Genomic DNA, 26946 nt, shown 5'->3' on the forward strand with positions numbered 1-26946 from the left:
GATGCGTATTTCTGTTGCTAGTCTTGGCGTACTCGCCGCCTTCGCCCTGTCGGCAAACGCGTTTGCCGCGCCGCCGGGTCCGCCCGCGGCGAGCGCTGCCCAGGCCAAGGCGCCGGCGGCTGAACGCGAGGCGGCCTATACCTTCGCGTTTCAGGACGCCGATGTGCAGCAGGCCGCCCAGGAGGTGTTCGGCGCGATTGGCGTGCCCTACGTCATCGACCCGTCGGTTACGGGGAAGATTTCGTTTCGCATCGAGCAAAGGCTGACCAGGGTTCAACTGCTTCAGGCGTTCGAAGCGGCGTTGGCGGCCAACGACATCGCGCTCGTCCGTGACGGTGACAGCGTCGTGGTCACCGCCAAGACCAAGGCCCGCGCCTCGGCCGCCTTACGTCCCGTCGGCGAGGGCGCCCGGCGTCTGGGCTATGAGATCGTCGCGGTTCCGCTCTCCTACGCGTCCGCGACCGAGGTGGCCAAGGCGCTGGAGGCGATCTCCGGCCCCGGTTCCGTGGTCTATGCCGACGAGCGCCTTGGCCTGCTGGTGTTGGGTGGCGGCGGCCAGGAACTTCAGGCCGCGCTGGAGGCGATCAAGATCTTCGACCAAAGCGGTCTGCAGGGCTCGCGGATCCGCTGGTTCGACCTTTCCAGCGCCGCCGCCACGACCGTGGCGGACGAGCTGGAGACGATGATCAGCGCGGCCAAGCTCTCCGGGATCACGGTTTTGCCGCTCAAGCGTCTGAACGGCATCCTCGTGCTGGGGCAGACGAGCAAGGCCCTGGACGAAGTGTCGCCGTGGATCTCGCGGCTCGACACGCCAGTGCGCGACGCCGTGGCCGGGTTCTGGGTCTATCATCCCAAAAATACGTCAGCCGAAGCGCTCAGCCGCACACTGGCCGGCCTAGTCGGCGGTCAAGTCTCGGCTGGCGATACCGAAGCTTCGTCGCGAAGCGTCCCGTCTACGGCGGTGGACATTAAAACCGCGGGTGTCACCCCGGCCTCTTCCAGCGGGCCGGCGCCACGCGCGACAGGCGGCGAAGAGAACGTGCGTGTCGCGGTCGACAAGGACACCAACACCCTGATCATCTCGGCTCCGATCTGGCGATGGTTGCCCATCCAGCGGATGTTGGCCGAGCTTGATCGACCGCAGGCTCAGATTCTGATCGAGGCGTCGGTCCTCGAAGTCACCTTGGGAGACAACTTCCGTTTCGGGGTGGACTGGACGGTATTTGGCAACGACCACCACATTCAAGCTAGCAGCATCGGCAATCGGGCCGGCGCGATCACGCCGAGCTATCCAGGCTTTTCACTCACCTTTCTGGACACCGACGTTCAGGCGGCGATCTCGGCGCTGGGATCGCGGACCAGCGTGGAAGTGGTGTCGGCGCCCAAGATCATCACGCTGGATAACCGCACGGCGCGCCTGCAAGTCGGCGATCAGGTGCCGATCGTCACCCAAACCTCGCAAAATACGTCCACGCCCAACGCGCCCGTGATCAACAATGTCGATTACCGCAACAGCGGCGTCATCCTCAATGTGACGCCGCGCGTCGCCGGCGAGAACCGCATTGTTCTGGATATCTCCCAGGAGGTCAGTTCGGTTGTCCAGACCGACACTTCCGGCATCGACTCGCCGACGATCCAGCAGCGCAAGTTCGAGAGCACGCTCACCTTGCGTGACGGCGGCGTCGTGGCTTTGGGGGGGCTCATTAGCCGTACGCGAAATAGCGGCAATACCGGCATTCCGGGACTGAAGGACGTTCCGGGCCTGGGCCGTCTCTTCAGCACCAACAATCACGAGGGCGCGCGAACCGAGCTGATCGTGTTGCTGCGCGCCAGGGTGATGGTCGAACCCGATCAGAGTGATGGGGTCATGCGGTCGCTGTTCGATGACATGCGTGAACTGAAGGCGAGGGGACTGCTCGATGGGCGGCTCTGAGCAGGACGGCTACGCCACGCCGGCTGCGGCCGTGATCTCGATGGCGGTCGCGGCAATGGCGATCGCCTTCATCTCCGTGACCAGCATGCAGGCCCGGCTCGTCCGCGCCGACTGGGCCAGGAGCCAAATCGAGTACCGTTTGGACGGCGCCCAGAACATGGCGACGCTCAGTATCGCCACCAGTTTGCGCGCGCCGCCTTATCGCTGGAAACAATCCGCCCTCACTCACGATTTCATCATCACCGCCGAGCCTGAAGCTCCAAAGCTTGGCCTTGATGCGGCCGACGGGCTTGATGATGCGCTTCTCGCAAGACTGGGCATAAGCGATCCGGCTTCGGTGCGCGCCGCCCTTGCCGCGATGAAGGCGCGCGCAGGGCTGGCCTGGCCGGCCGACGCGGCCTCGGCCACGATCTGGCGCGCCTGCGCCGGCGCGCTGCTTTCGACCTATGGCAGGTCTGTCTCGACGCCAGGCCTGGCCTATGTCGAGCCCGAGGCCGGCAACAACGAGAGCAAGTGGCGCGCCGGAGAGATCTGGCGCGTAAGCATCACCGACACCGACGGATGGCGCGACGAGCGGATAATCCGCTTCACCGGCAACGGCTTGAGCCCCGCGGTCGTCATCGGACGCCGATTCACACGAGGACGGAAGGACCCCCTAGCATGCGACACGCTGATCGCCGGCGCATAGAAGACTCCGAAGAAGGCTCGGAAGGCTACACCCTCACCGAAATGCTGGTGGTGATCAGCATCATTGCGGTGATCGCCGCCTTCCTGACTCCGGCCTTGTTTCAGAGCCTGCAGCGAACGCGCGCCAAGGCCGCCAAGCTGCAGCTCGATACGGTAGCCTCCGCCGTCGAGCTGTTCCGGGCGGACACCGGGCGCTATCCGACCGGCGAAGAGAAGCTGACGGTCCTCGTGAGCAGCGGCTCGCTGATCGAAGGCTGGACGGGTCCCTATCTGAAGGACGCCAAGACCCTCAAGGACCCGTGGGGCCGCGACATTCTCTATACGCTGAACACGGATGGGCAGAGCTTCGCCGTCTCGACGCTGGGCGCCGACAACAAGGAAGGCGGCACGGGCGTCAATCTCGATCTTCAGGCGCCGGCCAACACCACCACCACCACGGTCTCCAACGGGTCCTGATGTTCCTGGCCCTTCCCGTGCTGGGCGGCGCATTGGGATGTGTCGTCGCCAGCTACGTGACGACGATGGCTTTGCGCCAAACCGACGCCGCGGCGCCTGCGGGACCGCGATCGGCTTGCGACGGCTGCCGGCGGCCGCTGCGGTTTAGTGAGATGGCGCCGATTGTATCCTACGTCGCCCTCGCTGGATGTTGTCGAACCTGCGCCGCGCCGATCTCGTTGTTTCATCCCTTGGGTGAGCTGGCGGGGCTGGTGCTCGGCGCGGCGGTCATGACGGCCGCGCCCGATTGGCGGGCCTTGATGCTCGCGCCCATGGCCGCCTGCCTTTTGGCGTCGGCGGTGATCGACGCGCGAACACGTATTCTGCCGACCAAGCTGACGGCGGTCGTGGCGCTGCTGGGCGCGGGCCTTGCGTTCGCGCATGGGCCGATCGCGCTGGTGGAAGGCCTGGTCAGCGCGGGCTTGATTGCGGGACTGATGATCTTGATCCGCAAGGCTTCTCGACGCTGGCGCGGGCATATCGGCGTGGGGCTCGGAGACGTCAGGTTGCTTTGCGCCTTCGCGCTCTGGCTCGGCGTGGCGGCCTGGTGGATGATCTTCGCGGCCTACGCGTTGGCTGTGATCGTCGTCGCTCTCCGCGGGCGCGGCGATGGTCGCATCGCCATGGGGCCGATGATCGCTGCGTCGGGCATGACCATAGGCCTTTTGATGGAGAGCGGCCTTTGGCCACGACTGTTGTAGCCGCGCAAAACTTCGAGCCGCAACAGCGGCGACGCGCCACCCTCCTTGAACGCTTGCGCCAGGATCGCAAGGTCGACGCCGGCGCCGTGGCGCGAGCCGAGCTTGTGGCCGCCAGGACCGGCCAGCCGGTCGAGCAAGTGCTTAATCAGTTAGGCTCATTGGCCGACGACGATCTCGTGGCGCTCTACGCGGCTGTCGCTAATTGTCCCATCTGGGACCCCGATCAAACCCCGGTCGCGCCGGATCTTTCCGAACTGGGCGTCACCGCCGAATACTTGCGCCGCGCCAAGCTTCTCCCGTTGCGCACGACCGGTCGGGCCCTGCTCTTCGCCGCCGGGGATCCGCTCGATGACGAAGCGCTGTCGGGTCTCGTCTTCGCTACGGGCAAGACTATCGCCATTCAAGTCGCGCGGCCGACCGATCTGCGGCGCGGATTTGATCTGGCCTTCGGCGCTTCCGAGGCAGCCCCGGTCATCGCCGACGAAAGGCGGCTGGACCGTGAGGTCGATCTCATTTCCGACAACGCCATCGAAGGCGGTGGGGCAAGGCTCGTCCAAGCCGCCTTTGAGGCCGCGATCGCCGTGGGCGCGTCCGACATCCACTTCGAGCCGCGCCGGCACGATCTGCAGATCCGGCTGCGTGTCGACGGACGCCTGCTTGATCACCAGATCGTCTCCGCCGATTTCGCCGCCCCGGCGGTGTCGCGCGTCAAGGTCCTCGCCAACCTCAATCTTGGCGAACGCCGCCTGCCACAGGATGGTCGCACGACCTTCGTCATCCAGGGCAAGCGGGTCGATGTCCGTGTCGCCACCTCGCCAACGGTGTTTGGCGAAAGCGCCGTGCTGCGGATTCTCGACCGGACGACGGTGCCCCTCGACCTCGACGCGATGGGGCTGTCGCCCCACCTGACCGCATGCCTGCGCCAGGCGGCCCGTTCGCCGCATGGGATCTTCCTGGTGACCGGCCCGACCGGCAGCGGCAAGACCACGACCCTCTACGGCCTGCTCCAGACCTTCGCGCGCTCGGACAAGAAAGTGCTCAGCGTCGAAGATCCGGTGGAATATCACTTCGAACATGTGACCCAGACCCAGGTCGCGCCCGGGCTTGGCTTGACCTTCGCCGCGGCGCTGCGGTCCTTTCTGCGCCAGGATCCGGACGTGATCCTGGTGGGTGAAATTCGCGATCCGGAGACGGCCGCCGTGGCGATCCAGGCGGCGATGACCGGCCACTTCGTCTTGGCCTCGGTTCACGCCAACAGCGCCTTGGCCGTACTGCCGCGCCTGCAGGACATGGGCGTGGAGCCCTATCAGTTGGCGGCGGGCTTTCGCGGCGTCGTGGCTCAGCGGCTCGTCCGCAAACTCTGTCCGCATTGCCGGGTGGAGGCGCGGACCGAGGAGAGCGTGCGCCTGGCGTGCGTCGACGCGAACCTTGTCGTGCCCGCACGCGTCTTCGCGCCCGCCGGTTGCGACCATTGCCAGGGTGTGGGCTTTCGCGGACGCGCGCCGATTGGAGAAGGGTTCTTGGCCAGCGAGCCCCTGCTGCGGGCGATCGCCGAGCGCCGCGGCGTGGCCGAGATCGAGGCCCTGGCGCGACAGGATGGACTGGGGGCGATGCTCGCCGACGGCCTGGAAAAGGTTGCGGCCGGGGTGACCACCTTCGACGAGGTGGTGGCGGCCGTGCATGGCTGACGGCGATCAGATCTTCCGTTACGCAGCGGTCTCCGGCACCGGCAAGCGCGTACGGGGCTCGGTTTCGGCGAGAGACGAGGCCCAAGCCTTCGAGCGCTTGCGACTCGAGGGCTTGTCGCCCCTCAGTCTGCGACGCGACAAGCGTGATCCGCGCAAATATCGCGGCGCGCCGCTGTCAGAACGTGAGACGGCTGAGCTCGTCAGCAATCTCGCCGACCTGTTGAAAGCCGGCGCCGACATGCGCACGGCTCTGTCGATCCTGGGCGCGCGGTCTACTCGGCCAGCCGTGCAGCATCTTTGCCGCAATCTGGCCGGGGATATCGGCGGGGGCGAGGCGCTCGACGTGGCCTTCGGTCGCCACATCGGTAAACGCGCTCCGCTCGTTTCGGCCATGGTCGCGGCGGGAGAGACGTCCGGCGACCTCGCCGGCGGCCTCGCACGCGCCGGCGAGATGATCTTCTCGCGTCTGAAACTCCAGGAAAAGCTCGGTTCGATCCTGGCCTATCCAGCCTTCGTGCTCGTAAGCACCGTGGTGGCTGTCTTCGTGCTTCTACTCTTCGTCATTCCCGTCCTCGCGCCTCTGACCTCCGACACCGGCGTGGAACCGCCCGCGTCGCTGGCGGCGATGATCGCCGTCAGCGACGCGTTGCGCGCCAACCTCCCCGTCCTGGGCGTTCTGGCGTTCGTGGCGCTTGTGGGCCTTGGCCTGATGCAGAGATTGGGTCTGCTGCCACGGGTGATCGACCGGATTCTGCTCGAGGGGCCAGTCCGCCGCACCACTAGCCGTCTCGTCTTTGGCGCCTTCGCCCTTGCGATCGGCGGCATGCTCAGTGCGGGCGCGCCGATGAGCGAGACCTTGCGCTTGGCCATCCGCGCGGTGGGCTCGCCCCTGGCTCGCCGCCGACTCGAACCGGTGTTGCAGGAGGTGCGTCAGGGCGAGGCGCTATCGACCGCCCTGGAGCGGGTTAGAGGATTTCCAGACGCCATCACCCGTTTGGCCGCTGTAGGTGAAACGACGGGATCGCTAGGGCCGATGCTGAGCCGCGCCGGCCGCCTGGAAGAAGAAGAGGCGATCCGAGGCATCGAGCGCATGGGGCAGCTGCTAGGCCCGGCCTTGATCGTCGGACTTGGGGGCTTTATCGGCCTTCTGATGGCCGGCCTGCTGTCCGGCGTCAGCCAGATGGGCGCGGCCGCGCTGCAATAGGCGCGGCTAGTCTATCTGGATTTCGTAGGATCTGGGCGCGCCGGGCGAAGCGGCGGTTTCGAAGGGGCCGCACCGCTCTAAAGCCGCGGCGACGGCGGTCGCACGATCTGGCGTCAAGCCTGAAACGAGGCGCGGCTGGCCCACAAGGCGTCCCTTGGAATCGATGAGCAGCAGCAGGCGCGCGCCGGAAAATCGCTTCGCGCAGCGTATGGCTTGGACTTTCAGGTTGGTGGCCTTGGCTGGATCGTCACCTCGGAACGACACCGAGGCTCGCGCATAGGGATCGTCACTGGAGGCCAGGAGATCCGCGCCCGCCTGCTTGGCGCCGGTGTTGGGCGCGTCGCCGGCGTTTTCGCCAAGCATCTGGGAAAGCGAACCGCTCGGCGGAGACGATGTGGACGCGGGCGGCGGGGCGGCTTGCGTCGTCGCGCTCGTCGACAATCGCCGTTCGAGACTGGCCAGCGACGGCGTCGTCGCCGTGCGGTGGTCAGAGCGTGGACTTGGCGGCCCTGGCGTCAGAGTGACGGCGACCGCGCCACCGAACGTTCCGCTAGCCGGGACGTAGGCGGGCAGGGGGCGAAGCAGGCAGGCCATCAATATGGCCGTGTGGAGAAGCGTGGCGCCGAGGAGCGGAGCGATCCTGCCAGACCCGCGCGGGACGCGGGTCTGGGTAGCGGCGCGCGCTTCGGTGATCACGGCTGGGAGTAGACGGGAATGACGACGGGGGCCGTGGCCGTGCCGCCGTGACCATCGGAGATGGTGTAGTAGACGACCACCACCAAGTGCGAGCCATAGGCGTTGCTCAGGTAGGGCGCGGTGTAGGTGAGGGTGTTGCCGCTGACGCTGAGCGTTCCCAGGCTGAACGGATAGCCGGTGGTGCCGTCATAGTCGACGCCGTTGATCTTGGCGTAGGCGAAGCTCAGCGACCCCACCCAGATAACGTTGAGCGAATGGCCGTCCGCGTCGGTGTCATTGAGCGTGGGCTGGATGGTTACGCTCGTCGATTGGAACAGCGTGGGGGTGTAGATGTCGTCTTCATTGGCGACAGGCGGCGTATTGGGCGGCGGAGGCGCGGTGACGGTGATCGAGGCCAGGGCCATCGTGCCATAGCCGGCGGCGTTGCCGCCGTCATAGTAGAACGAGTCAGGACCGCTGTAGCCGGCGGTGGGCGTATAGTAGATCGTATTGTTGCTGACGGTGGCCGTGCCGTGGCCCACCGAGGATTGCACGCGTACGGTCGTGGGCGTAGCGCCGCTGAAGCTGATGGGGACGACGTTGCTGCTGGAGTTGGCCGCGACGGTCGTGCTGACGGCGTTGGCGTTAGGGACCGCGGCCGGCGCCGTGACCGTGATGTTGCCGGTGGCGACGTTGCTGGTCCCGTAGGTGTTCGTGGCGGTGAAGGTGAATGAGTCCGACCCCGAATAGTTGGTGAAGGGCGTGTAGTACATCTGCGAGCCGACCGCCTGAACGCTGCCGTGCGACGAACCCGTCACGTAGGCGACGCTGTTGTAGGTCCCCGAGATGTTGAGCGGGATGACGTTGCTGGCGGAGTTGTAGGCGACGGTGGCGTAGCTGGTCGAGGCCACGGGCGGGCTGCCGGTCGGGGGCGGGGTGGTTCCGCCCGACCCAAAGACCATGAAGTCGCCGACGCCGACATAGTCGTTGAGCTTGCGCACACGCACGTAGCGGGCCGAGACACCGCCCATGTTGACCGTGGAGTAGGCGCCTTCGACCGCGCCGGAGATCGTGGTCGAGGTTGTCCAGCTGGCGTTGTCGGTCGAGTACTGGACCGTTGCGCCGCTGAGATAGCTGGCTCCCCAGGAGCCGGCGGCGGCGGCGTTGGCCGGCGCGACCTTGATGCTGGTGACGGTCTTGACCGCGCCAAGGTCGGCCTTGATCCAGGCGTCCGCTTCGGAGTTGGTGCCGTGGATCGTGTTGTTGGCCAGGAACTGGCCGTCACGCATGCCGTTGGCCGTGGTCAGGCCGGTATAGCCGAAGCTGGAATAGCTGGAGGAGGCGGTAAACGCCGTCGGGATGATTTCGCTGTCTCCGCCCCCGGGGTTTGAGACGGCCGAGACCGTGACCTTGATGTTGGCCGAGGCCGAGGCGTGGCCGTCGGAGACGGTGTAGTAGATGTAGTAGTCGCCGGCGGCCACGCCGGAGCCGGCCGAGTAGTTGATGCTCTTGCCGTCCGAAGCGAGCGTGGCCGTGCCCTGGGGCACGGTTGGCGTGCCGATCGACAAGGTCAGAGTGTCGCCATCGACATCCGTCAGGCTCGACAGGATCGGGATGTTGACCTGGCTGCCGCCCGCCGTCGCCGAGGCGGTCAGGTTGCTCGCCGTCGGCGGGTGGTTGGCGCCGGACGCCACCAGCTTGTAGCGCGAGCGATTGCCGGCCTTGTCGTAGTTGTATTCGGTCGTGGTTCCGGTGCGGTCCGACCCTACAAGTCTGCCGTGCACGTCGTAGGTGTAGATCGTCTGCACCTGCGCCTGGGCTGAAGCCGACATCGCGACCAAAATTGCGACAGCACTTGCCGCGTGACCGAAGCGCGCCATGCGAAGGTATCCCCCGACCCGAAAAATTGAGGACAGCCTCACATTGTTTTTTTATAAATGCAATGTTGACGAGCAGGTATAAGCTCAGCCAAGCTTCCGCCGATTAGCTGTATCTCGGGGTGGGGTCAATCTATGGTGTCGCGCGTTGATCGTTTCGCGTCTTCGGGCGGCGCAGTGGCCCGCATTCGCGCCCTGCTGCTGGGATCCTTGGCCATGCTCGCCGTGCTGGCGGGGCCGGCCCCCAGCCGAGCCGACGAGATCCCGCCGCCGAAGATCATCGCCACCGATGACAACGGCGTCGATCTGGTCAGCGGCGTTGTTTCGATCACCGAGCTGGCCAACAGCATCGGCCCCAAGGGGCCCGGATCCATCGAGGCGACCAACGTCCTGCGGGGCGGCGCGCCGCTGATCTCCTCGCTGTGGTCGTACGTGAAGATCACCGATGACGGGGTCCAGCGTCACTCGACCCTGGTGCTCAACGGCCAATCGCAGGCGTTCTCCGGGACCGCCGGGCTGGGCGATACGGCGCCAGAAGGCGACTCCGTCGGCAATTTCGTGGGGGTCGCCAATAGCGCCACGGGCATCGTCTACGTCGGGCCCGACGGCACGAAGGCGGTCTTCAACTACGTCGTCTACGATCCGAACCACGGCAATGGGGCGGTCGGCTATCTGAGATCGATCACCTATCCGTCGGGCGAGACGCTGACCTATTCGCGCACCGGCAGCGGCAGCGCTCTGATGCTCAAGGTCGAGAGCAGCCTGGGCTACGCGCTGATCACTCCGATTGATTTCCGCTCTCCGTTCGTCGCCAACCTCACCCAGGGCAACTGCACGGACACCGCCTGCGGCGGCCCGACCTTCGGCAGCGAGGCCAGCCAGGGGCACGCCGTCCAGCAGGTGAACTCAGGGTCCACGACGACCTTCACCAGCGCCTCGGGCGATGATGTGCGCGTCTACAACATCATCGGCGGCGCCGGCATCGAGGGGCAGTCGACCAGTGTCGTCGGCTCGGTCAGCAGGGGCGGGCAAACCTGGACCTATGCGTATAACTACGCTCAGGACAACCCGTCGAACCAGGCTCCCGACGGGATCCTGACCGTGACGATGACCGCACCCGACGGCTATCAGCGGGTGGTGCGTTCGCGGATCGGCAACGGCCATATCCTCAGCGACCAGCAAGGCAAGCTCGGCGCGGATCAGGGGCGTACGACCTACTACTCCTACGGTTCCGGCTCGGTCCCCGGGGCGGCGGGCTCCACCGGCGCCACGGCGGGGTACGGCAGGCTTCACATCGTGACCATGCCCGAGGGCGACTACTTCGAATACACCTATGACGGCTATGCCAACATCATCAGCCGCAAGCACTATCCGAAGGGCTATCCCAGCTCCGCCGAACCGGTGACGGAGGTCAAGGCCAGCTACAGCTGCCGCACGACGACGGCCGCGCCGATCGCCACGATCTGCAACCAGCCGGACTGGATCCAAGACGAAAACAGCAAGCAGACCGACTTCACCTACGACCTTGCCCATGGCGGCGCGGTCGCGACGGTGACCCGGCCGGCCGGGCCGAATGGCGTGCGGCCGCAGACGCGCTATACGTATCAGTCGGTTTCGGCCACCTACATCAAGGACGGCGCCGTGGTCTTCGGCGCGCCGGCCTGGCGCGTCTACACGACCTCCGCCTGCCGCACCCAGTCGAGCTGCGTGGGCACGGCCGACGAGATGGTCACCCAGTACGGCTACGAGTCCGGCACGGGCTACTATCACAACGCCCGCCTGACCTCGGTGACGACGCGAGCCGGCGACAACAGCGTCTCGGCGACGACGACCTACGCCTACAACGCCCGCGGCGACGTGATCGAGACCGATGGTCCGCTGCCGGGCAATGTCGATCTGGTCCAGACGCGCTACAACGACTCGCGCTGGGTGGTGGGGACGGTGGGCCCCGACCCGGACGGCGGCGGACCCTTGCAGTATCGCGCGGCCAAGTCGCTCTACCGCGCCGACGGCCAGGTGCAGACCGCCTATACCGGCGTGGTGGCCGACCGCTCGGACGTGACGTTCGCCAACAGCTTCCAGGTGAAGACGTCGGTCACCAGCGAGTTCGACGGCTACGGACGTGTCGTGGCTCGGGTGTCGGCCACTGGCGGCGGCTCGACGATCGCCCTGACCCAGACCAGCTACGACGCCCTGGGCCGGGTCGATTGCGTGGCCCAGCGCATGAACGCCAGCCAGTTCTCGAGCCGTCCGGCCGCCTGCAGCCCGGGCGTGACGGGCAGCGAGGGTTACGACCGGATCAGCAAGACGCTTTATGACCGCTACGGGCAGGTGAAGTCCCAGCAGTCGGGCGTGGGCGTCGACCTGATCGAACAGCGCCGGGCGGACTACACGCTCAACGGCAAGCTGGCCTCGGAGACCGACGGCGAGAACAACCTCACCACCTATGTCTATGACGGCCTCGACCGGCTGAAGTTCGTCTACTATCCCAGCACGACCAAAGGGGCCAACGCGGTCAACGGCGGCGACTACGAGTTGTTCGGCTATGATCCGGCTGGCAATGTCACCTCGTGGCGCCTGCGGGATGGCCGCTCGATCACCGGCGTCTACGATAACCTCAGTCGCCTGCGGACCAGGACCGTCGACGCCGCCGATGTGGCCGGGGCGACTTACACCTATGGCTATGACAACGCCGACCGTCCCAACTCGATCAGTGATGGAACGCGCACCCTGACGCAGGACTACGACGCGCTGGGGCGAATGAAGTCCGAAAGCGGCGGCGTCGGTACGGTGAGCTACGAATACGACGCGGCTGGCCGGCGCACGAAGCTGACCTGGCCCGATACCAGCTTCTTCGTCACCTACGAGTACGACAACGCCGGCCAGCTGACCTTCATCCGCCGGGCCGGCAGCACCGCCGCGGCCGACAAGATCGCTGGCTTCGCCTATGACGACCTGGGCCGGCGCGTGGGGATCTCACGGGGCGCCACGACGGCCTCGACGACCTATAGCTACGACCCGACGAATCTAATGCTGAGCAGCATCGCCCAGGCGCCGACCAGCGCCGGTGACAGCGTCAACTATGACTTCACCTACAATGCCGCCAGACAGGTCAAGAGCCGCACGATCAGCAACACCGCCTACGTCTGGAACGGCGGCTATGCGGTCGATCGTCCCTACAACACCGATGGCCTCAACCGGGTGGTCAATGCGGGCGCCTCAGGGACCAGCGGCTATACGACCTATGGCTATGATGGACGCGGCAACCTCCTGTGCGTGGCCACGGCCGCGCCGGCCTGCACCAGCACACCCACGACGCAATACAAGTACGACGCCGAGAACCGTCTACGCGGCACGACCGCCGGCGCGAGCCTGGTCTATGACCCGCTGGGCCGGCTCTATTCGTCGACCACAGTTGGCGGCACGGTCACGCGCTATCTCTACGACGGCGTCAACCTGATCGGTGAATACGACGCTTCCTCGTCGACCCCGCTACGCCGCTATGTGTTCGGCGTCGGGATGGACGAGCCGCTGGCCCGCTATGTCGGAACCGGGACCACGCCTGAATGGCTGCTGGCCGACCACCAGGGCTCGATCATCGCCACGCTGAACAGCGCCGGCGCGGTGACCAGCAAGAACACCTACGACGAGTACGGCGTCCCGGGCCTCAGCAACGCCGGCCTCTTCCAGTACACCGGGCAGGTCTATCTCTCGGACCTGTCGCTCTATCACTACAAGGCTCGCGCCTATTCCCCGACCCTGGGTCGCTTCCTACAGACCGACCCCGTAGGCTACTCGGCAGGCATGAACTGGTACGCCTACGTGGGCAACGATCCGCTGAACCGGAACGATCCGACCGGACTAGTGCCGGTTGATCCTGTCGTGATCCAGGGGCGGAGCAACGAAGAATGGGCTCGGATAATGGCCCAACAGGAAGCCATGGCGATGGCTAATCTAGTGCGGGATGTTACCGGCAATGCCGTAGATGCTATTGTCGTGACTGCCAAGAAGACTGCCAAGAAGATAGCGCCGGCTAGTACTTGTCCGGTCGGACCGTTGGCGGATTTCGCGCGAAATGCCAGGGAGTTCGGATCGAGCATGCAATCAGCGGGAGATTGGACGGCAGTCGCGGGAATGGGCGTCGCTGGCCTCGGTGCTGTAACTCTCCAGCCCGAAATTGTCGCGGCCGGCGGTGTCGGCGTGATTGTTGGCAAGGGGGTTTCCGTTGCTGGACTGGGCGTGCAATTGCTCGCCGGCGCTTATCTTTACCAAGCTGGAGATCCCGAACCTCTAACCTCGACTGCCGTGGGGCAGGCGGTAGGCGGATTTCTGCCTCCCGCACTACCGGGGGCGGATCCTGCAGGCGATATTGGCGATGCTGCTGCTCGCCGGATCTACGGCAATCTACCCTCGTGCAAATAGGAGCGCAGATATGGAAAAGCAGACAGCGCGATGGGGGGTTGCATGGGGCATTCTGGCCATTGCGATCATCGCTGTCGTCTCTTTTGGGTCACGTTTTCCGTTTGGCCAATTAGCGTCTGCGATGGTCTTTTTTGTGGCTGCTGCAACGCTAATTCTAGTGCGGCCGATAATAAAACGTTCGCCGCTTAACCGGCGTATCGTCGTCGATCGCAGCAGAAACACGTTCGTACAAAAAATTCTTCTCCCTGTTGGGGTGCTATCTATCTGCGCTGCGTTTATTTGGATTTTGGTTCTCGCTCGTAATGTACCAAACTCGGATGCTGGGGTTGTAATTTTATTTGTCCCAAGCATTACACTTCTTGTAGTGGGTGTCGCGGCCATCGCCTTCCGTGTCTACATTTGGTTTTTTGGTAGCTAGGCTCCTTGCAGCGTGGCGCGCCTGACCAGCGGGCCTTGCGACTCTCCTAGCGCCTTCTCAGCCGCCCTCTTCCTGCGCTGATCAAGATGTATGAAGCCTCATGGCCAGGCCTTTGAAATCTATCCGCGCGCCTTCGTGCGCCGCCAAAACCGCCTCAAGGGCAAGATCGGCTCCGGAGGAAGCCCGTCCGCGTGTGTGGCCGCAAAGCCAAGTGCGTAAGGCGGCCCTATCCAGCCGCCGGCGCCAGCCTGGTCTACGATCCGCGGGGCCGGCTCTATTCGTCGACGACGGTCGGCGGCACGGTCACGCGCTATCTCTACGACGGCGCCAACCTGATCGGTGAATATGACGCCTCCTCGTCGACCCCGCTGCGCCGCTACGTATTTGGTGTCGGGATGGACGAGCCTCTGGCCCGCTATGTCGGAACCGGGACCACGCCTGAATGGCTGCTGGCCGACCATCGGGGCTCGATCATCGCCACGCTGAACAGCGCCGGCGCGGTGACGGCCAAGAACACCTACGAGCACAGCGTCCCCGGCCTCATACATCAATAGTTACAGGCCATTACGGGTGGAAGGCCTCGTTCGCCAACCCGCCGGCGACGCTATTGACTGTTCGGGTTCCCGATGAAAAGTTACCGGTAACTCAGACAATTGAGCGCGCCGCGTCAACGGTTCGCCGGGCGGCGGGAGTTTCGTGGGCCTGCGTCCGCGGCCGGCGTCCCTCGATCCGAGACCGCAAGGGAGCCCGCCCCCAATGACCCTCGCCCTGTTGGCGACTGCTTTGTTGGCCGTGTCTTCGGCCGCCCCGTCCCCTTCGGCGCCAGCCCCCGCGCCACAAGCGACCTGGACGGCGGACAACGGCGACGGGACCTACTCCAACCCGCTGTTCTATGACGAGTTCTCGGATCCGGACGTGATCCGGGTCGGCGACGACTTCTACATGGCTGGCACGACCATGCACGCCATGCCGGGCCTGCCGCTCCTGCGCTCGCGCGACCTCGTCAACTGGACTCTGGTGTCCTACGCCGTCGATAAGCTGGACCTCGGACCCGCCTACCGGCTGGAGGGCGGCAAGGCGATCTACGGCCAGGGCATCTGGGCGCCGTCGCTGCGCCACCACGCCGGCAAGTTCTACATCTTCAGCAACGTCAACGGCGCGACCACCCAGCTGTTCACGGCCAGCGATCCGAAGGGCCCGTGGACGCGCACGCCGATGAAGCGCAGCCTGCACGACCTGTCGGTGCTGTTCGACGACGACGGCAAGGCCTACGTGGTGTGGGGCTATCAGGAGATCCACTTCGCCCAGCTGGACGCCAGCCTGACCGACATCGTGCCGGGCACGGAACGGGTGCTGATCCCCAAGGGCGCTGGCATGGGCGAGGGCGCTCACTTCGTGAAGTTCGGCCAGACCTATTTCATCTTCAGCGCCGAGTGGGATGGCATGCGCATGGCCGCCGCCCGCGCGACCTCGCTGGCGGGCCCGTGGGAGGTCAATCCGGCCATCAGCGTCGGCGAGGATTTCGGCCTGGCCAAGGGCCATCGCACCAACGACCGCAAGCCGCCGTTCAGGATCTCGCCGCCCGACCCGTCGGCGCGCAACTGGGGTTCGCTGCATCAGGGGACCATCGTCCAGACCCCCGCCGGCGAGTGGTGGGGCGTATCGATGTACGACGCCAATTCGATCGGCCGCCTGACTGCCCTGTCGCCGGTGACCTGGAAGGACGGCTGGCCCTATTTCGGCCTGGCCGGCAACCTGGCGCGCACGCCCCGGACCTGGATCAAGCCGAAGACCGACAGGCCCTCGTCGCCGCACGCGCCGTATATACGCAATGACGACTTCGCGGGGCCGAAGCTTGGCGCCGTCTGGCAGTGGAACCACGTCCCGGCCGACGACAAGTGGTCTCTGAAAGCACGCCCGGGCTTCCTGCGCCTGACCAGCCAGCCGGCCACGGACTTCCTGTCCGCGCGCAACAGCCTGACCCAGCGCGCGGTTGGCCCCCACGCCACGGCGACGGCGGCGCTCGACGTGTCGGGCCTGAAGGCCGGCGACGTCGCGGGCCTGGCCCTGCTGAACCGGCCCTATGGCTGGATCGGTGTCGAGCGCACGGCCGAGGGCCAGCGCATCGTCCGCTTCGACGAGCAGGGGGCGATCCGAACCACCGCGCCGCTCGGCAAGGACGTCCGGCGCGTCTGGTTCCGCGTCGGAAGCGACTTCCTGACCGAGCGGCACACACTGTCGTGGTCGACCGACGGCGTCCGCTTCACGCCGCTGGGCGAGGACTTCGTCTCGGTTTTCCAGCTGATCACCTTCCAGGGCGTGCGCTACGCCCTGTTCGCGTTCAACACCGAGGGCCATGAGGGCGGTGTCGCCGACTTCGACGGCTTCACCCTGGACCAGCCCGATCCGCGCGGCGCCAAGCCGATCCCGACCGACGGCGCCGTGTCGCTGCGGCCGGTCGGTCGCGCTGACGGCGCCGATCCGCTGGCGGCGCCGGTGCGCCTGGTCGCCCGAGGTCCGGGGCGTGTCAGCCTGGAGCGCAACGGCCAGGCCCTGACCGTGGGCGACGACGGCCGGGCCGCGTGGGCCGGGCGCGCGGCGGACGAGGCCCAGACCTTCCAGTGGATCGAGAGCTTGGCCGGCGACATCACCCTGATGTCGCTGAAGACCCACCGCTACCTGCGACTGGATCCCGCCGCGAACGCCTTGGTCGCCGACAGTCCCGGCCCAACCGCCGACCGCGAAGACGGCGTCAGCTTCATCTGGCGTCGCGCTCCATGATCCGCTTCCGAGAGTTCCGCATGAGCCGCCTCGTCTGCCTCGGCCTGGCCCTTCTGGTCATGTCCGCGCCCGCCCTGGCGTCGGCCGCGGACACCGGTCCTCGCGAACGGATCCTGATCGACAAGGGCTGGCGGTTCACGCTAGGCGACCCCGCCGACGCGCCGCCGGGCCTGCGCTACGATCTGCGGCCCGAGGTCAAGCAGTCGGCCGACGGCAAGGCCGCCGACGCCCGCCCGGATGAGGCGGAAAAGCTCGAGGCGGGCAAGCGCCCGGTGCTGAAGCCCTGGATCCTGCCGACCGGCGACGCCTTCCTCAAGGATCCCGCCAAGCGTCACGTCCGCCCCGCCGGCGACCCTGGCGGCGAGGTCTCCTACGTCCGCGCCGGGTTCGATGACCGGTCTTGGCAGGCGGTGACCCTGCCGCACGACTGGGCGATCAAGGGGCCGTTCCTGGCGGAGGGGCCCTATGGCGGCGTGGGCCGGCTGCCCAGCTGGGGCGTGGGCTGGTACCGCAAGGCGCTGGACATCCCGGCCGGCGACGCGGGCAAGTCGATCTTCCTCGATATCGACGGCGCGATGTCCTACGCGGCGGTCTGGCTGAACGGCCGGCTCGTGGGCGGCTGGCCCTATGGCTACAATTCCTGGCGCCTGAACCTGACGCCCTATGTCGTGCCCGGTGGCGTCAACCAACTGGCCATTCGCCTTGACAATCCGCCGGAGTCGTCGCGCTGGTATCCAGGCGCGGGTCTCTATCGCGACGTCTGGCTGACCAAGACGTCGCCCGTCCACGTCGGGCACTGGGGCGTGTTCGTCCGCACGCCGGAGGTCTCGGCCCAGGCGGCCAAGGTCGAGATCGACGTCGCCGTCGACAACGCCGCCAAGACAGCCGCCGAGGTCGAGGTCCGCACCGAGCTCTACGCCTTGGACGCGGACGGACGCCGGACCGGTCCGGCCGTGGCCCGGTTGGCGCCGGTCAAGGGTACGGTTCCGGCGGGGGGCAGCGCCACGCTTCCGGCCTCGGTCCGGATCGACAATCCGCGCCTGTGGGGCCCGCCGCCCCGGCAGCAACCGAACCGCTACCTCGCCGTCACCACTGTCGCGAAGGCCGGACGCGTGGTCGATCGCTATGAGACGCCGTTCGGCATTCGCGAGATCCGCACGGCGGGCGACGGCCTCTATGTCAACGGCCAGAGGGTGGCGATCCAGGGCGTCAACAACCACCACGACCTCGGCGCCCTAGGCGCGGCCTTCAACACCCGGGCCGCCGAGCGCCAGCTGGAGATGCTGCGCGAGATGGGCGTCAACGCCCTGCGGATGAGTCACAACCCGCCCGCGCCCGAACTCTTGGACCTGGCTGACCGCATGGGCTTCCTCGTCATCGATGAGGTCTTCGACATGTGGTTCAGCAAGAAGACGCCGCTCGACAACCATCTGATATTCCCCGACTGGCATGAGCAGGATCTGCGGTCGATGATCCGCCGCGACCGCAACCATCCGTCGGTGATGATCTGGAGCGTCGGCAACGAGGTCGGCGAGCAGTACACGGGCGCCGACGGGGCCAAGGTCGCCCGTGAGCTGGTCGCGATCGCCAAGGACGAGGACCCGACCCGGCCCACGACCACCGCCATGAACTTCGCCAAGGCTGATATGCCCCTGCCGGCCGAGGTGGACGTGATCGGGCTGAACTACCAGGCCGCCGGCATCCGCGCCCTGCCGTCCCAGGCGCCGATGTTCCACGCCCGCTTCCCCGACAAGATGATCGTCAGCACCGAGAGCGCTGCGGCGCTCAGCACCCGGGGCGACTTCCAGTTTCCGGTGGTGGGCAGCAACAGCGCCCCGGTGCGGCCCGGGATCGGCGGCGATCCCAAGACCCGCCAGGTCAGCGCCTATGAGCTCTATACCGCGGACTTTGGGTCCTCGGCCGACCGGACCTTCGCGGCCCACGACCAGAACCCATACATCGCCGGCGAGTTCGTCTGGAGCGGCTGGGACTATCTGGGCGAGCCGACGCCCTACTACGAATCCCGCAGCGCCTATTTCGGGATCATCGACCTGGCCGGGTTCAAGAAGGACCGCTTCTACCTCTACCAGGCTCGCTGGCGGCCCGACCTGCCGATGGCCCACATCCTGCCGCACTGGACCTGGCCAGAACGGGTGGGCGAGGTGACCCCGGTCCACGTGTTCTCGTCGGGCGACGAGGCCGAGCTGTTCATCAACGGCCAATCGCAGGGGCGCAAGAAGCGGGGCCCCTACGAGTACCGGTTCCGCTGGGACTACACGACCTACCAGCCCGGTGAGCTGAAGGTGGTGGCCTACAAGGACGGCAAGGTCTGGGCGACCGAGGTGGTCAAGACCGCCGGCGCGGCCGCCGCCCTGGAGGCCGCTCCGGACCGCGCGACGATCAAGGCCGACGGCCGCGACCTGTCGTTCGTCTCGGTGCGGATCGTCGACAAGGACGGCGTCACCGCGCCGCGCGCAGACTCGCGCGTGACCTTCAAGATCGAAGGCCCCGGCGAGATCGTCGCCACCGACAACGGCGACCCGACCGACCTTGAGGCCTTCCCATCTCCGGCCCGCAAGGCCTTCAACGGGCAGGTAATGGCGATTGTGCGGGCCAAGCCGGGCCAGGCCGGCCCGATCGTGGTCACGGCCGACGCGCCCGGCCTGACGCCCAGCCGCGTCGAGGTCCGCACCGCGCGCTGAAGGGCGCTCCTCACCCGGCGGGGCGCAGGACTAGGGTTGCGATCGAGCGCGGCGGCGCGGTGAGGCCGGGGAGGGGCTCGGCGCGTCGGCGGGCGTCGGTGACGATCATCCGTCCCGTCCAGCCGCTGGGCGGCGTCAGCTGGCGCGGCGACAGACCGCCGTTGACGTGGACGAGGACGAGTTCCTTGCCGTCAGGCGACAATGCCCCGACGGTGTCCAGGTCGTCGACCGGGACCAGTCGATAGCCCGGCCGGATGAAGCGGCTGAACTGGGCCATGGCCCAGTACTTGGCCGTCACGTGGATCGCGTGCGGTCCCTCGGGCGCGAACTGGTAGTCGGCCTTGACCAGCCCCCAGTTCGAGCCTTTCGCGCCGTGGCGGGTGCTGAGGTTCTCGACCGCCTGCCAGAACACCCAGGCGCTCGGCTCCAGACGCTTGAGATCCAGGACCACGTGCTCGGCGAAGGCCAACGGCGTGGCCATGCCCTCGAAGTCCTCCGGATCCTTGTCCAGCGGCGTGTCGTTCTCGGACATCCACAGGCGGATGTTGGCGGCGCGGGCCGCGTCGCGGACGCCGGTCTGGTTGACGGTCCCGTAGCTGTGGACGTTGAGCTGGCCGATCGCGGCGCGGGCCTTCGGCGGATAGGCGGCCCAGTCTTCCAGGAACAGGTGCGAGTTGGTCTCGTCCGGCGCGCTGACCGCCGTCTTCAGGCCGCGCGCCTTCAGGGCCGCGTCCGTGGCCAGGATCATCGCCGCCTGGCGCGCGGGGGACCAGTGGGCGCCCTCCTGGGTGTTGGCCGCGTGCCAGTAGTCGGTGTTCGGCTCATTGACCGGCGACAGCGTGCGGAAGGTGATGCCGTGGCGGCGCTGCAGTTCGTCGACGGCGCGGGCCAGATAGGCCGCGAACACCGCTTCCTGGCCGGGTCGGAGGTTATCGTCAGTGGCCTTCTCGGCGCCCGACACCTTGCCGCTGACCGTCATGAACCAGGGCGGCGAGTTGGAGAAAGCCTCGAAGATCGGCTGGCGGACGCGAGCCTTGATGGCGTCCAGCCACCAGCGCTGGTTGGCGTCGGCCGACCAGTCCCACATCGCCTCCTGATCCGGACGCCACCAGTCGGTCCCGGTCGTTCCCTCGGGCTGACGCCAGAAGCCGGGGACCGCCGCTCCGGGGCGCAGGTAGGGCTTGGTGTCCGCCCGATCGCCGCCGCCGATATTGTAGCGGGCGATCGTCCAGCCCAGGCCGCCGGGTCCATAGAACAGGTCTGCGAGGTGGTTTCGCTCGGCGTCCGGCCAGCCGCCGGTGACATTGGCGAACCAGGCCAGGGCCGTGCCCCAGCCCTCGAAGACGGTCGTCGCGCGGGAAAGGTCGGGACGCAGCCGGATCGTCACCGGCGGTTCGCCGCGCCGCGCGGCGACGGGACCGGCGAGCGCCCATCCGGCCGCGGCCGTCAGCAGCGCGCGACGGGACAGGCGGTTCGAGCGGGAGGTGTTCGTCATCGTCATCCTGCCTTTGGTAGCGCTAACAATTGTCTGACAAACCAACGTCATCCGGGAAATGTTCAGTCGCGTTTCCGGACGTCAAGTGCCGGCGATCTCACCTTGGGTTGTTCTCTTGGGGCGAGAAAAACTCCCACATCACCAATGGTTTAGCGAATTTTCCCACATGGTGAAGCTTTTTGCCCCTTCGAGGCGCCTTCCAGCCAAGCTTGCTAATCCTGCGGTTCATCTCCCGCTGTCCCCCGAAATCATACTTGTATGACAAATGACAGCATAATATGTCAGACAAGAAATCGCGTTCTAGAACGAAGCGCGATGGAAAAAACAAAGCGAGGAGGAGGCCCAATGAGGTCGGTGCAAACGGGATTGATGCGGGGCGTTTCGGCGGTGGCGCTGGGACTGGCCATGGTCGGCGGGACGGCTGCCCAAACGACTGCCCAGACGGGGGGCGCGCCGGCGGCTCAGGACGACACCGCGGTGGCCGAGGTGGTCGTCACCGGCGTTCGTGAAAGCCTGCGCTCGGCCCAGGCGATCAAGCGCAACGCCGACCAGATCGTCGACTCGGTCCAGGCGCAGGACATCGGCAAGCTGCCGGACGCCAACACCACCGAGGCGCTGCAGCGCATCACCGGGGTCCAGATCCAGCGCCGCTATGGCGAAGGCGCGACCGATTTCGATCACCGCACTCAGCCCGCCGTCACCGTGCGCGGCCTGACCCAGGTGCAGAACTTCCTGGACGGCCGCGCCGTCTATTCCGCCTCGGGCGGTCGGGCGTTCGACCTGGAAGGCGTGCCGCCGGAGCTGCTGTCGGGCATCGACGTCTACAAGAACGCCCCGGCCAACATCATCGAGGGCGGCGTCGGCGGGGCGGTGAACCTGCGCACCCGCAAGCCGTTCGACGCGGCCGGCCGGGTGCTCAGCGCCACGGCGCGCGGCAACTACTACGACCGGGTCGACAAGAAGGGCGGCTCGATCTCGGGTCTCTACAGCGACCGCTGGGACACCTCGGTCGGCGAGATGGGCTTCCTGGTCAACGCCGTGCTCAGCAAGAGCCGCTATCGCCAGGACGGCCTGTTGGCCGGTCCGTTCGACACCGTTCCGGCCGGCTCGATCGCCAACGCCCCGGCCAACGCCCAGGTGCCGTATGGCTTCGAGATCTATGACGACACCGGCGACCGCAAGCGCCTGGGCATCGCCACGGCCTTCCAATGGAAGCCCAGCGACGACCTGCTGCTGACCGCCCAGTACCAGCGCACCAAGTACTGGTTCAACCGGACCGGCGCCTACTACTACGACTTCAACAACCGCTCGAACGTTCGCAACGCCGCCGGCGTGGTGACCAGCTATGGCACCGACCCGCTGCCGGGCGCCGCCTTCACCTTCAACGACGAAGGCTACGCCACCAAGGGCGCGCTGCAGAACCAGACCTTCGAGACCGGTCGCTACGACCAGCAGCTGTGGAGCCAGAGCCAGAACTTCACCCTGAACGCCGCCTGGCGGGTCAGCGACAAGCTGAAGGCCAATTTCGACGCCCAGTATCTGAAATCGTACTACAACGCCGACCGCAACGGCCACGTCCTGTCGCTGTACACCCAGGCCGGCCAGACGGGCCTGACCACGCCGCACAAGACGATCGTCGACTTCGACCTCACCGGCAAATATCCGCGCTTCGAGGTTCGCGACCCGAGCCTGCTGAACAATCCGGCCAACTACACCACGCCGTACATCGCCGACTCGCTGCAGCGCAACGACGCCGAGACCTTGGCCCTGACCGCTGACTTCGAATACGACTTCGAGGGCGGCTTCTTCGACAAGCTGCGCGGCGGCGCGCGCTATTCCGACAACAGCATCGACCTGCGCGGCACCTGGCACGGGGTCTGCGTGACCTCGCTGGGCGCCGACCCGAACTGCTCGGCCCCGGCCGGCACACCGCTGGTGCCGCTGTCGGCCCATCCGCAGCTGGCGATGAAGGGGCCATCCAAGGACTGGTTCGACGGCAACACCGTCAAGGCCGGCCTGCTGTACCCAGCCTTCCCGGCCGGCGACGGCGTGTGGGCCCAAACCAAGGCGCTCTACGCCCTGCTGGGCGCGACGACCAAGGACAACTTCACGCCGGGTGACCTCAACAGCCAGACCGAGAAGACCTATACGGGCTGGGCGGTGGCCGACTACGACACCGAAATCGGCGGCGTGGCCATCGACGGCGGCATCGGCGTGCGGGTGATCAAGACCGAGGCCACCTCGACGGGCACCCAGTTCAACTCGAACGGCACCACCACCGCGATCGACGTCGACAACAGCTACACGCGGGTCCTGCCCAGCTTCAACCTGCGCGCCAAGCTGACCGACACCCTGCAGGCGCGCCTGGCCTATTCGAAGGGCCTGGCGCGACCGAACTTCGACCAGCTGTCGACCAACCTGACGCTGAACAATCCCAACCAGGTGAACCCGGTGACCGGCCACCCCAGCGCCAGCTCGGGCAACCCGACCCTGCATCCGATCGAGTCGGACAATTACGACCTGACGGCCGAGTGGTACTTCTCCAGCACCGGCTCGCTGACCGCCGGCGCCTTCTACAAGAAGGTCGACGGCTTCCTGGCCGGCGGTACGATCACGGGCACGTACAACGGCGTGGTCTACGACGTCGGCACGGTGGTCAATTCGGGCAAGGGCACGGTCAAGGGCATCGAGCTGGGCTACCAGCAGTTCTTCGACTTCCTGCCGGGCCTGTTCAGCGGCCTGGGCCTGCAAGCCAACTACACCTATGTCGACAGCAGCGTCAGCAACCCGTTCGCGACGGCCGGCTCGAACATCCCGACCCAGGTGCCGCTCGAGAAGCTGTCGAAGAACAGCTACAACATCGTCGGCCTCTACGAGAAGGGCCCGGTCAGCGCCCGCGTCGCCTACAACTGGCGTTCGGCCTATCTGGACCAGACCACGGGCAGCGGCGCCAACGGCATCCCACAATACGCCAAGCCCTACGCCTCGCTGGACGCCTCGATCAGCTACGACGTCAACGACCACGTCGCCGTGTCGTTCGACGCCGTCAACATCAACAACCGCATGAACGTTCTCTACATCGGCACGCCCGCCGCGCCGCTGCAGTACCAACTGAACGATCGACGCTTCGGTCTCGCCGTGCGCGTGACCTACTAGTCCCTCCCCTGAGGCTAGCCGGCGTGGCGCTTGTCGCCACGCCGGCGCTTTTTGTCAGGCGCGCCCGCAAGGCTCATTCATGACCGAGGCTTCCACCCCTTCGATCGCGCCCTCCGACCGGGACGGCGCGATTTCGCGTATCGTGATCGTCGGCGGCGGGGCGGCCGGATGGATGGCGGCCGCGGCGCTCTCCCGCGTGCTGGGGCCGCGCGGTCCGTCGATCACGCTCGTCGAGTCCGAGGAAATCGGCATCGTCGGCGTCGGCGAGGCGACCATCCCGCCGATCCGCACCTTCAACGCCCTGATCGGGCTGGACGAGGCCGCCTTCGTCCGCGAGACGCAAGGCACCTTCAAGCTGGGCATCGAGTTCGTCGACTGGACCCGGCTGGGCGACCGCTATTTCCATCCGTTCGGCGTCTACGGCCACGACTTCGGCGTCGCGCCGTTCGAGGCCGTCTGGCGGCGCCTGCGACGTGGGGGCGAGGCGCAAGGCCTGGACGCCTATTCGGTCTGCGCCCGCGCGGCCGCCGGGGGCCGTTTCGCTCCGTTGCCCCAGGCCAGCGGCGGACCGCCGCCGATGGGCTACGCCTTCCATTTCGACGCGACCCTCTACGCGCGGATGCTGCGAACCCACGCCGAGGCCGCCGGCGTCGTTCGTCGCGAGGGCAAGGTCGTCGACATCGCCCTGCGCGGCGCCGACGGCTTCGTCGAGGCCGTCACCCTGGCCGACGGCGAGCGGATCGCCGGCGACCTGTTCATCGACTGCTCGGGCTTTCGTTCGCTGCTGCTTGGCCAAACCCTGGGGACGCCGTTCGAGGACTGGTCGCGCTGGCTGCCCAACGACCGCGCCCTGGCTGTGCCCTCGGCCAATGTCGGCCCGTCCACGCCGTTCACCCGCTCGACGGCCCGCGAGGCCGGCTGGCAATGGCGCATTCCGCTGCAGCACCGCACCGGCAACGGCTACGTCTTCTCCAGCCAGCATGTGTCGGTCGACGAGGCGACGGCGACCCTGCTGTCGGGCCTCGACGGCGAGCCGTTGGCCGAGCCGCGGCTGCTGACCTTCCAAGCCGGTCGGCGCGAGGCCTGCTGGGCCAAGAACGTCGTGGCCCTGGGCCTGGCCTCCGGTTTCCTGGAGCCGCTGGAATCGACCAGCATCCACCTGATCCAGGCGGGCATAGCGCGCCTTCTGGAAATGCTGCCGACCCGCGCTTTCGAGCCGGCCGACGCGCGGCGCTACAACCGCCTGATGGCGGCCGATTTCGACGATGTCCGCGACTTCCTGGTGCTGCATTTCCACCTCACCCAGCGCGACGACACGCCGTACTGGCGCGAGCTGCGGGCGATGACGCCGCCCGATAGCCTTGTCGAGCGGCTGGCCATCTACCGCGCCACCGGCCGGATCTTCCGCGAAACCGACGCACTGTTCACCAAGACCAGTTGGCTGGCGGTGCTGGAAGGGCAGGGCGCGCAAGCGCTGGGCGACGATCCGCTGGCGCTGGCGGTTCCCCAAGACGCGGCGGCCGCGCGCCTGGCCAAGATCGCCGAGCTGGCGGGCCAGGCGGTCGACCGCATGCCGACGCACGGCGACTTCATCGCCGCGCACTGTCTGGCGCGGACGCCGGCCCCGGTCTAGAGATCAATTGTCTGATAAATGAAACCGGGTTCGCCGGTCGGGAGGGTGCGTATGAAGAAGCTTCTGTTGGCCAGTGTCGCCTGGTTGGGTCTGGCCACGGTCGCGGCCGCCGAGGGGCCCCAGGTCCAGCCGGTTCAGGTGGACGCCTCGCGTCCGGACTGGGAGAACCCGGCGGTGTATGCGCGGGGCAAGCTGGCGGCCAGCGCGACGCACTTCCCGTTCGAGAGCCGCGCGGCGGCCCTGGCCGGCGACCCGACCCAGTCGAGCCGCTACCAGACCCTGGACGGCCCATGGTCGTTCAGCTTCTCGCCCTCGTCGGACGCGGTTCCCGACGGCTTCGAGAAGCCCGACTATGACGTCAGCGGCTGGAAGACCATCAAGGTCCCGGCGATGTGGCAGACCGAAGGCTACGACCAGCCGCGCTACAACAACATCACCTATCCGTTTCCGGCCAACCGCCCGCTGATTCCGCACGCCACCAATCCGGTCGGCTCGTACCGCAAGAGCTTCGAGATCCCGGCGAGCTGGTCGGGCCAGGACGTCATCCTGCACATCGGCGCGGCCGGTTCGGCCTATCGGGTGTGGGTCAACGGCATGGAGGCCGGCTATTCCGAAGACTCCAAGCTGCCCAGCGAGTTCGACGTCACCAAGCTCTTGAAAGCCGGCCAGAAGAACGTGGTGGCTATCCAGATCCNTGGAGGCCGGCTATTCCGAAGACTCCAAGCTGCCCAGCGAGTTCGACGTCACCAAGCTCTTGAAAGCCGGCCAGAAGAACGTGGTGGCTATCCAGATCCATCGCTGGTCAGACGGCTCCTACCTGGAGGACCAGGACTTCTGGCGGGTCTCGGGCATCGAGCGCTCAGTCTATCTGAAGGCCGCGCCCAAGGCTCGGCTGACGGATCTCTTCGTCCACGCCGGCCTCGACAAGGCCTATCGCGACGGGGTGCTGTCGACCGACGTGGCCCTGACGGCGCGCACTCAGCCAGTGACCGTCCGCATGACCCTGCTCGACGGCGACAAGGCGGTGCTGACGAAGGAGGCCNGTGCTGTCGACCGACGTGGCCCTGACGGCGCGCACT

At 66.8% G+C, this 26946-nt stretch carries 18 protein-coding genes; 15 read left to right on the plus strand and 3 right to left on the minus strand.

Going from position 1 to position 26946, the window contains the following annotated elements:
* Nucleotide 1 precedes the first annotated feature (1 nt).
* Genes gspD through ASC70_RS09630 form a run of 6 tightly spaced genes read left to right on the plus strand, consistent with a single transcriptional unit; the run spans nt 2 to nt 6708 of the window.
* Complete coding sequence (gene gspD, locus ASC70_RS09605; protein WP_162247201.1) at nt 2-1933, plus strand: type II secretion system secretin GspD; 1932 nt, start codon at nt 2-4, stop codon at nt 1931-1933.
* Nucleotides 1920-2621, plus strand: a complete 702-nt coding sequence (locus ASC70_RS09610; RefSeq protein ID WP_056049398.1) for a hypothetical protein — start codon at nt 1920-1922, stop codon at nt 2619-2621. Before gspD ends, ASC70_RS09610 begins: the two co-directional genes overlap by 14 nt.
* Nucleotides 2594-3076 (plus strand): type II secretion system major pseudopilin GspG, encoded by a 483-nt coding sequence (gene gspG, locus ASC70_RS09615; RefSeq protein ID WP_056049399.1) that lies wholly within the window; start codon nt 2594-2596, stop codon nt 3074-3076. Before ASC70_RS09610 ends, gspG begins: the two co-directional genes overlap by 28 nt.
* The gene (locus ASC70_RS09620) at nt 3076-3816 is read left to right on the plus strand and encodes an A24 family peptidase (RefSeq protein ID WP_056049402.1); all 741 of its coding nucleotides are present in this window, start codon (nt 3076-3078) and stop codon (nt 3814-3816) included. Before gspG ends, ASC70_RS09620 begins: the two co-directional genes overlap by 1 nt.
* A complete protein-coding gene (locus ASC70_RS09625; RefSeq protein WP_056049405.1) occupies nt 3798-5504 on the plus strand; it encodes a GspE/PulE family protein in 1707 nt (568 codons plus the stop codon). Before ASC70_RS09620 ends, ASC70_RS09625 begins: the two co-directional genes overlap by 19 nt.
* Complete coding sequence (locus ASC70_RS09630) at nt 5497-6708, plus strand: type II secretion system F family protein (protein ID WP_056049407.1); 1212 nt, start codon at nt 5497-5499, stop codon at nt 6706-6708. Before ASC70_RS09625 ends, ASC70_RS09630 begins: the two co-directional genes overlap by 8 nt.
* 6 nt (nt 6709-6714) lie before the next feature.
* On the opposite strand, the gene ASC70_RS09635 is transcribed toward ASC70_RS09630, so the two are convergent.
* Nucleotides 6715-7071, minus strand: a complete 357-nt coding sequence (locus tag ASC70_RS09635; RefSeq protein WP_056049408.1) for a hypothetical protein — start codon at nt 7069-7071, stop codon at nt 6715-6717.
* A gap of 329 nt (nt 7072-7400) precedes the next feature.
* Nucleotides 7401-9215 carry an Ig-like domain-containing protein gene (locus ASC70_RS09640; protein WP_056049411.1) on the minus strand — a complete coding sequence of 605 codons (1815 nt, stop codon included), beginning with the start codon at nt 9213-9215 and terminating at the stop codon, nt 7401-7403.
* A gap of 222 nt (nt 9216-9437) precedes the next feature.
* Between ASC70_RS09640 and ASC70_RS09645 the strand changes: the two genes are divergently transcribed.
* The 5 genes from ASC70_RS09645 to galB all read left to right on the plus strand — a co-directional run bounded on the left by ASC70_RS09645 (nt 9438) and on the right by galB (nt 19583).
* Nucleotides 9438-13682: an RHS repeat domain-containing protein gene (locus ASC70_RS09645; protein WP_162247202.1), complete on the plus strand. Its 4245-nt coding sequence runs from the start codon at nt 9438-9440 to the stop codon at nt 13680-13682.
* A gap of 10 nt (nt 13683-13692) precedes the next feature.
* Nucleotides 13693-14100 carry a hypothetical protein gene (locus tag ASC70_RS24910; protein ID WP_156396174.1) on the plus strand — a complete coding sequence of 136 codons (408 nt, stop codon included), beginning with the start codon at nt 13693-13695 and terminating at the stop codon, nt 14098-14100.
* 191 nt (nt 14101-14291) lie between these two features.
* Nucleotides 14292-14654: an RHS repeat domain-containing protein gene (locus tag ASC70_RS09650; RefSeq protein WP_056049417.1), complete on the plus strand. Its 363-nt coding sequence runs from the start codon at nt 14292-14294 to the stop codon at nt 14652-14654.
* 202 nt (nt 14655-14856) lie between these two features.
* Entirely contained in the window at nt 14857-16881 is a 2025-nt protein-coding gene (locus ASC70_RS09655) for a glycoside hydrolase 43 family protein (protein WP_056049420.1), read from the plus strand.
* Nucleotides 16882-16901: 20 nt separating this feature from the next.
* On the plus strand, nt 16902-19583 hold the full coding sequence (gene galB, locus ASC70_RS09660) for a beta-galactosidase GalB (RefSeq protein ID WP_056050552.1): 2682 nt from the start codon (nt 16902-16904) through the stop codon (nt 19581-19583).
* Between the two features lie 10 nt (nt 19584-19593).
* Here the strand turns inward: galB and ASC70_RS09665 are convergent, their stop codons facing one another.
* Nucleotides 19594-21078 (minus strand): glycoside hydrolase, encoded by a 1485-nt coding sequence (locus ASC70_RS09665; protein ID WP_056050554.1) that lies wholly within the window; start codon nt 21076-21078, stop codon nt 19594-19596.
* Between the two features lie 345 nt (nt 21079-21423).
* On the opposite strand from ASC70_RS09665, the gene ASC70_RS09670 reads away from it, so the two are divergent.
* The 4 genes from ASC70_RS09670 to ASC70_RS25585 all read left to right on the plus strand — a co-directional run.
* Nucleotides 21424-24234 (plus strand): TonB-dependent receptor, encoded by a 2811-nt coding sequence (locus tag ASC70_RS09670; RefSeq protein WP_200939206.1) that lies wholly within the window; start codon nt 21424-21426, stop codon nt 24232-24234.
* 79 nt (nt 24235-24313) lie between these two features.
* Entirely contained in the window at nt 24314-25867 is a 1554-nt protein-coding gene (locus ASC70_RS09675; RefSeq protein WP_056049424.1) for a tryptophan halogenase family protein, read from the plus strand.
* A 51-nt stretch (nt 25868-25918) separates the two neighbouring features.
* On the plus strand, nt 25919-26561 hold a 643-nt coding region (locus ASC70_RS25580; protein ID WP_369815460.1), incomplete at its 3' end, for a sugar-binding domain-containing protein.
* Between the two features lie 60 nt (nt 26562-26621).
* Nucleotides 26622-26909, plus strand: a 288-nt coding sequence (locus ASC70_RS25585) for a sugar-binding domain-containing protein (protein ID WP_255355025.1), incomplete at its 3' end; no start/stop codon positions are given.
* Nucleotides 26910-26946: the final 37 nt, after the last annotated feature.

This window comes from Caulobacter sp. Root343 (assembly GCF_001425745.1).
Lineage (GTDB): Bacteria > Pseudomonadota > Alphaproteobacteria > Caulobacterales > Caulobacteraceae > Caulobacter.

Coding starts and splice junctions, on each gene's coding strand:
- gspD (WP_162247201.1), top strand. CDS start 2: ATGCGTATTTCTGTTGCTAGTCTTGGCGTACTCGCCGCCTTCGCCCTG.
- ASC70_RS09610 (WP_056049398.1), top strand. CDS start 1,920: ATGGGCGGCTCTGAGCAGGACGGCTACGCCACGCCGGCTGCGGCCGTG.
- gspG (WP_056049399.1), top strand. CDS start 2,594: ATGCGACACGCTGATCGCCGGCGCATAGAAGACTCCGAAGAAGGCTCG.
- ASC70_RS09620 (WP_056049402.1), top strand. CDS start 3,076: ATGTTCCTGGCCCTTCCCGTGCTGGGCGGCGCATTGGGATGTGTCGTC.
- ASC70_RS09630 (WP_056049407.1), top strand. CDS start 5,497: ATGGCTGACGGCGATCAGATCTTCCGTTACGCAGCGGTCTCCGGCACC.
- ASC70_RS09635 (WP_056049408.1), bottom strand. CDS start 7,071: ATGCTTGGCGAAAACGCCGGCGACGCGCCCAACACCGGCGCCAAGCAG.
- ASC70_RS09640 (WP_056049411.1), bottom strand. CDS start 9,215: ATGTCGGCTTCAGCCCAGGCGCAGGTGCAGACGATCTACACCTACGAC.
- ASC70_RS24910 (WP_156396174.1), top strand. CDS start 13,693: ATGGAAAAGCAGACAGCGCGATGGGGGGTTGCATGGGGCATTCTGGCC.
- ASC70_RS09655 (WP_056049420.1), top strand. CDS start 14,857: ATGACCCTCGCCCTGTTGGCGACTGCTTTGTTGGCCGTGTCTTCGGCC.
- galB (WP_056050552.1), top strand. CDS start 16,902: ATGAGCCGCCTCGTCTGCCTCGGCCTGGCCCTTCTGGTCATGTCCGCG.
- ASC70_RS09665 (WP_056050554.1), bottom strand. CDS start 21,078: ATGACGAACACCTCCCGCTCGAACCGCCTGTCCCGTCGCGCGCTGCTG.
- ASC70_RS09670 (WP_200939206.1), top strand. CDS start 21,424: ATGAGGTCGGTGCAAACGGGATTGATGCGGGGCGTTTCGGCGGTGGCG.
- ASC70_RS09675 (WP_056049424.1), top strand. CDS start 24,314: ATGACCGAGGCTTCCACCCCTTCGATCGCGCCCTCCGACCGGGACGGC.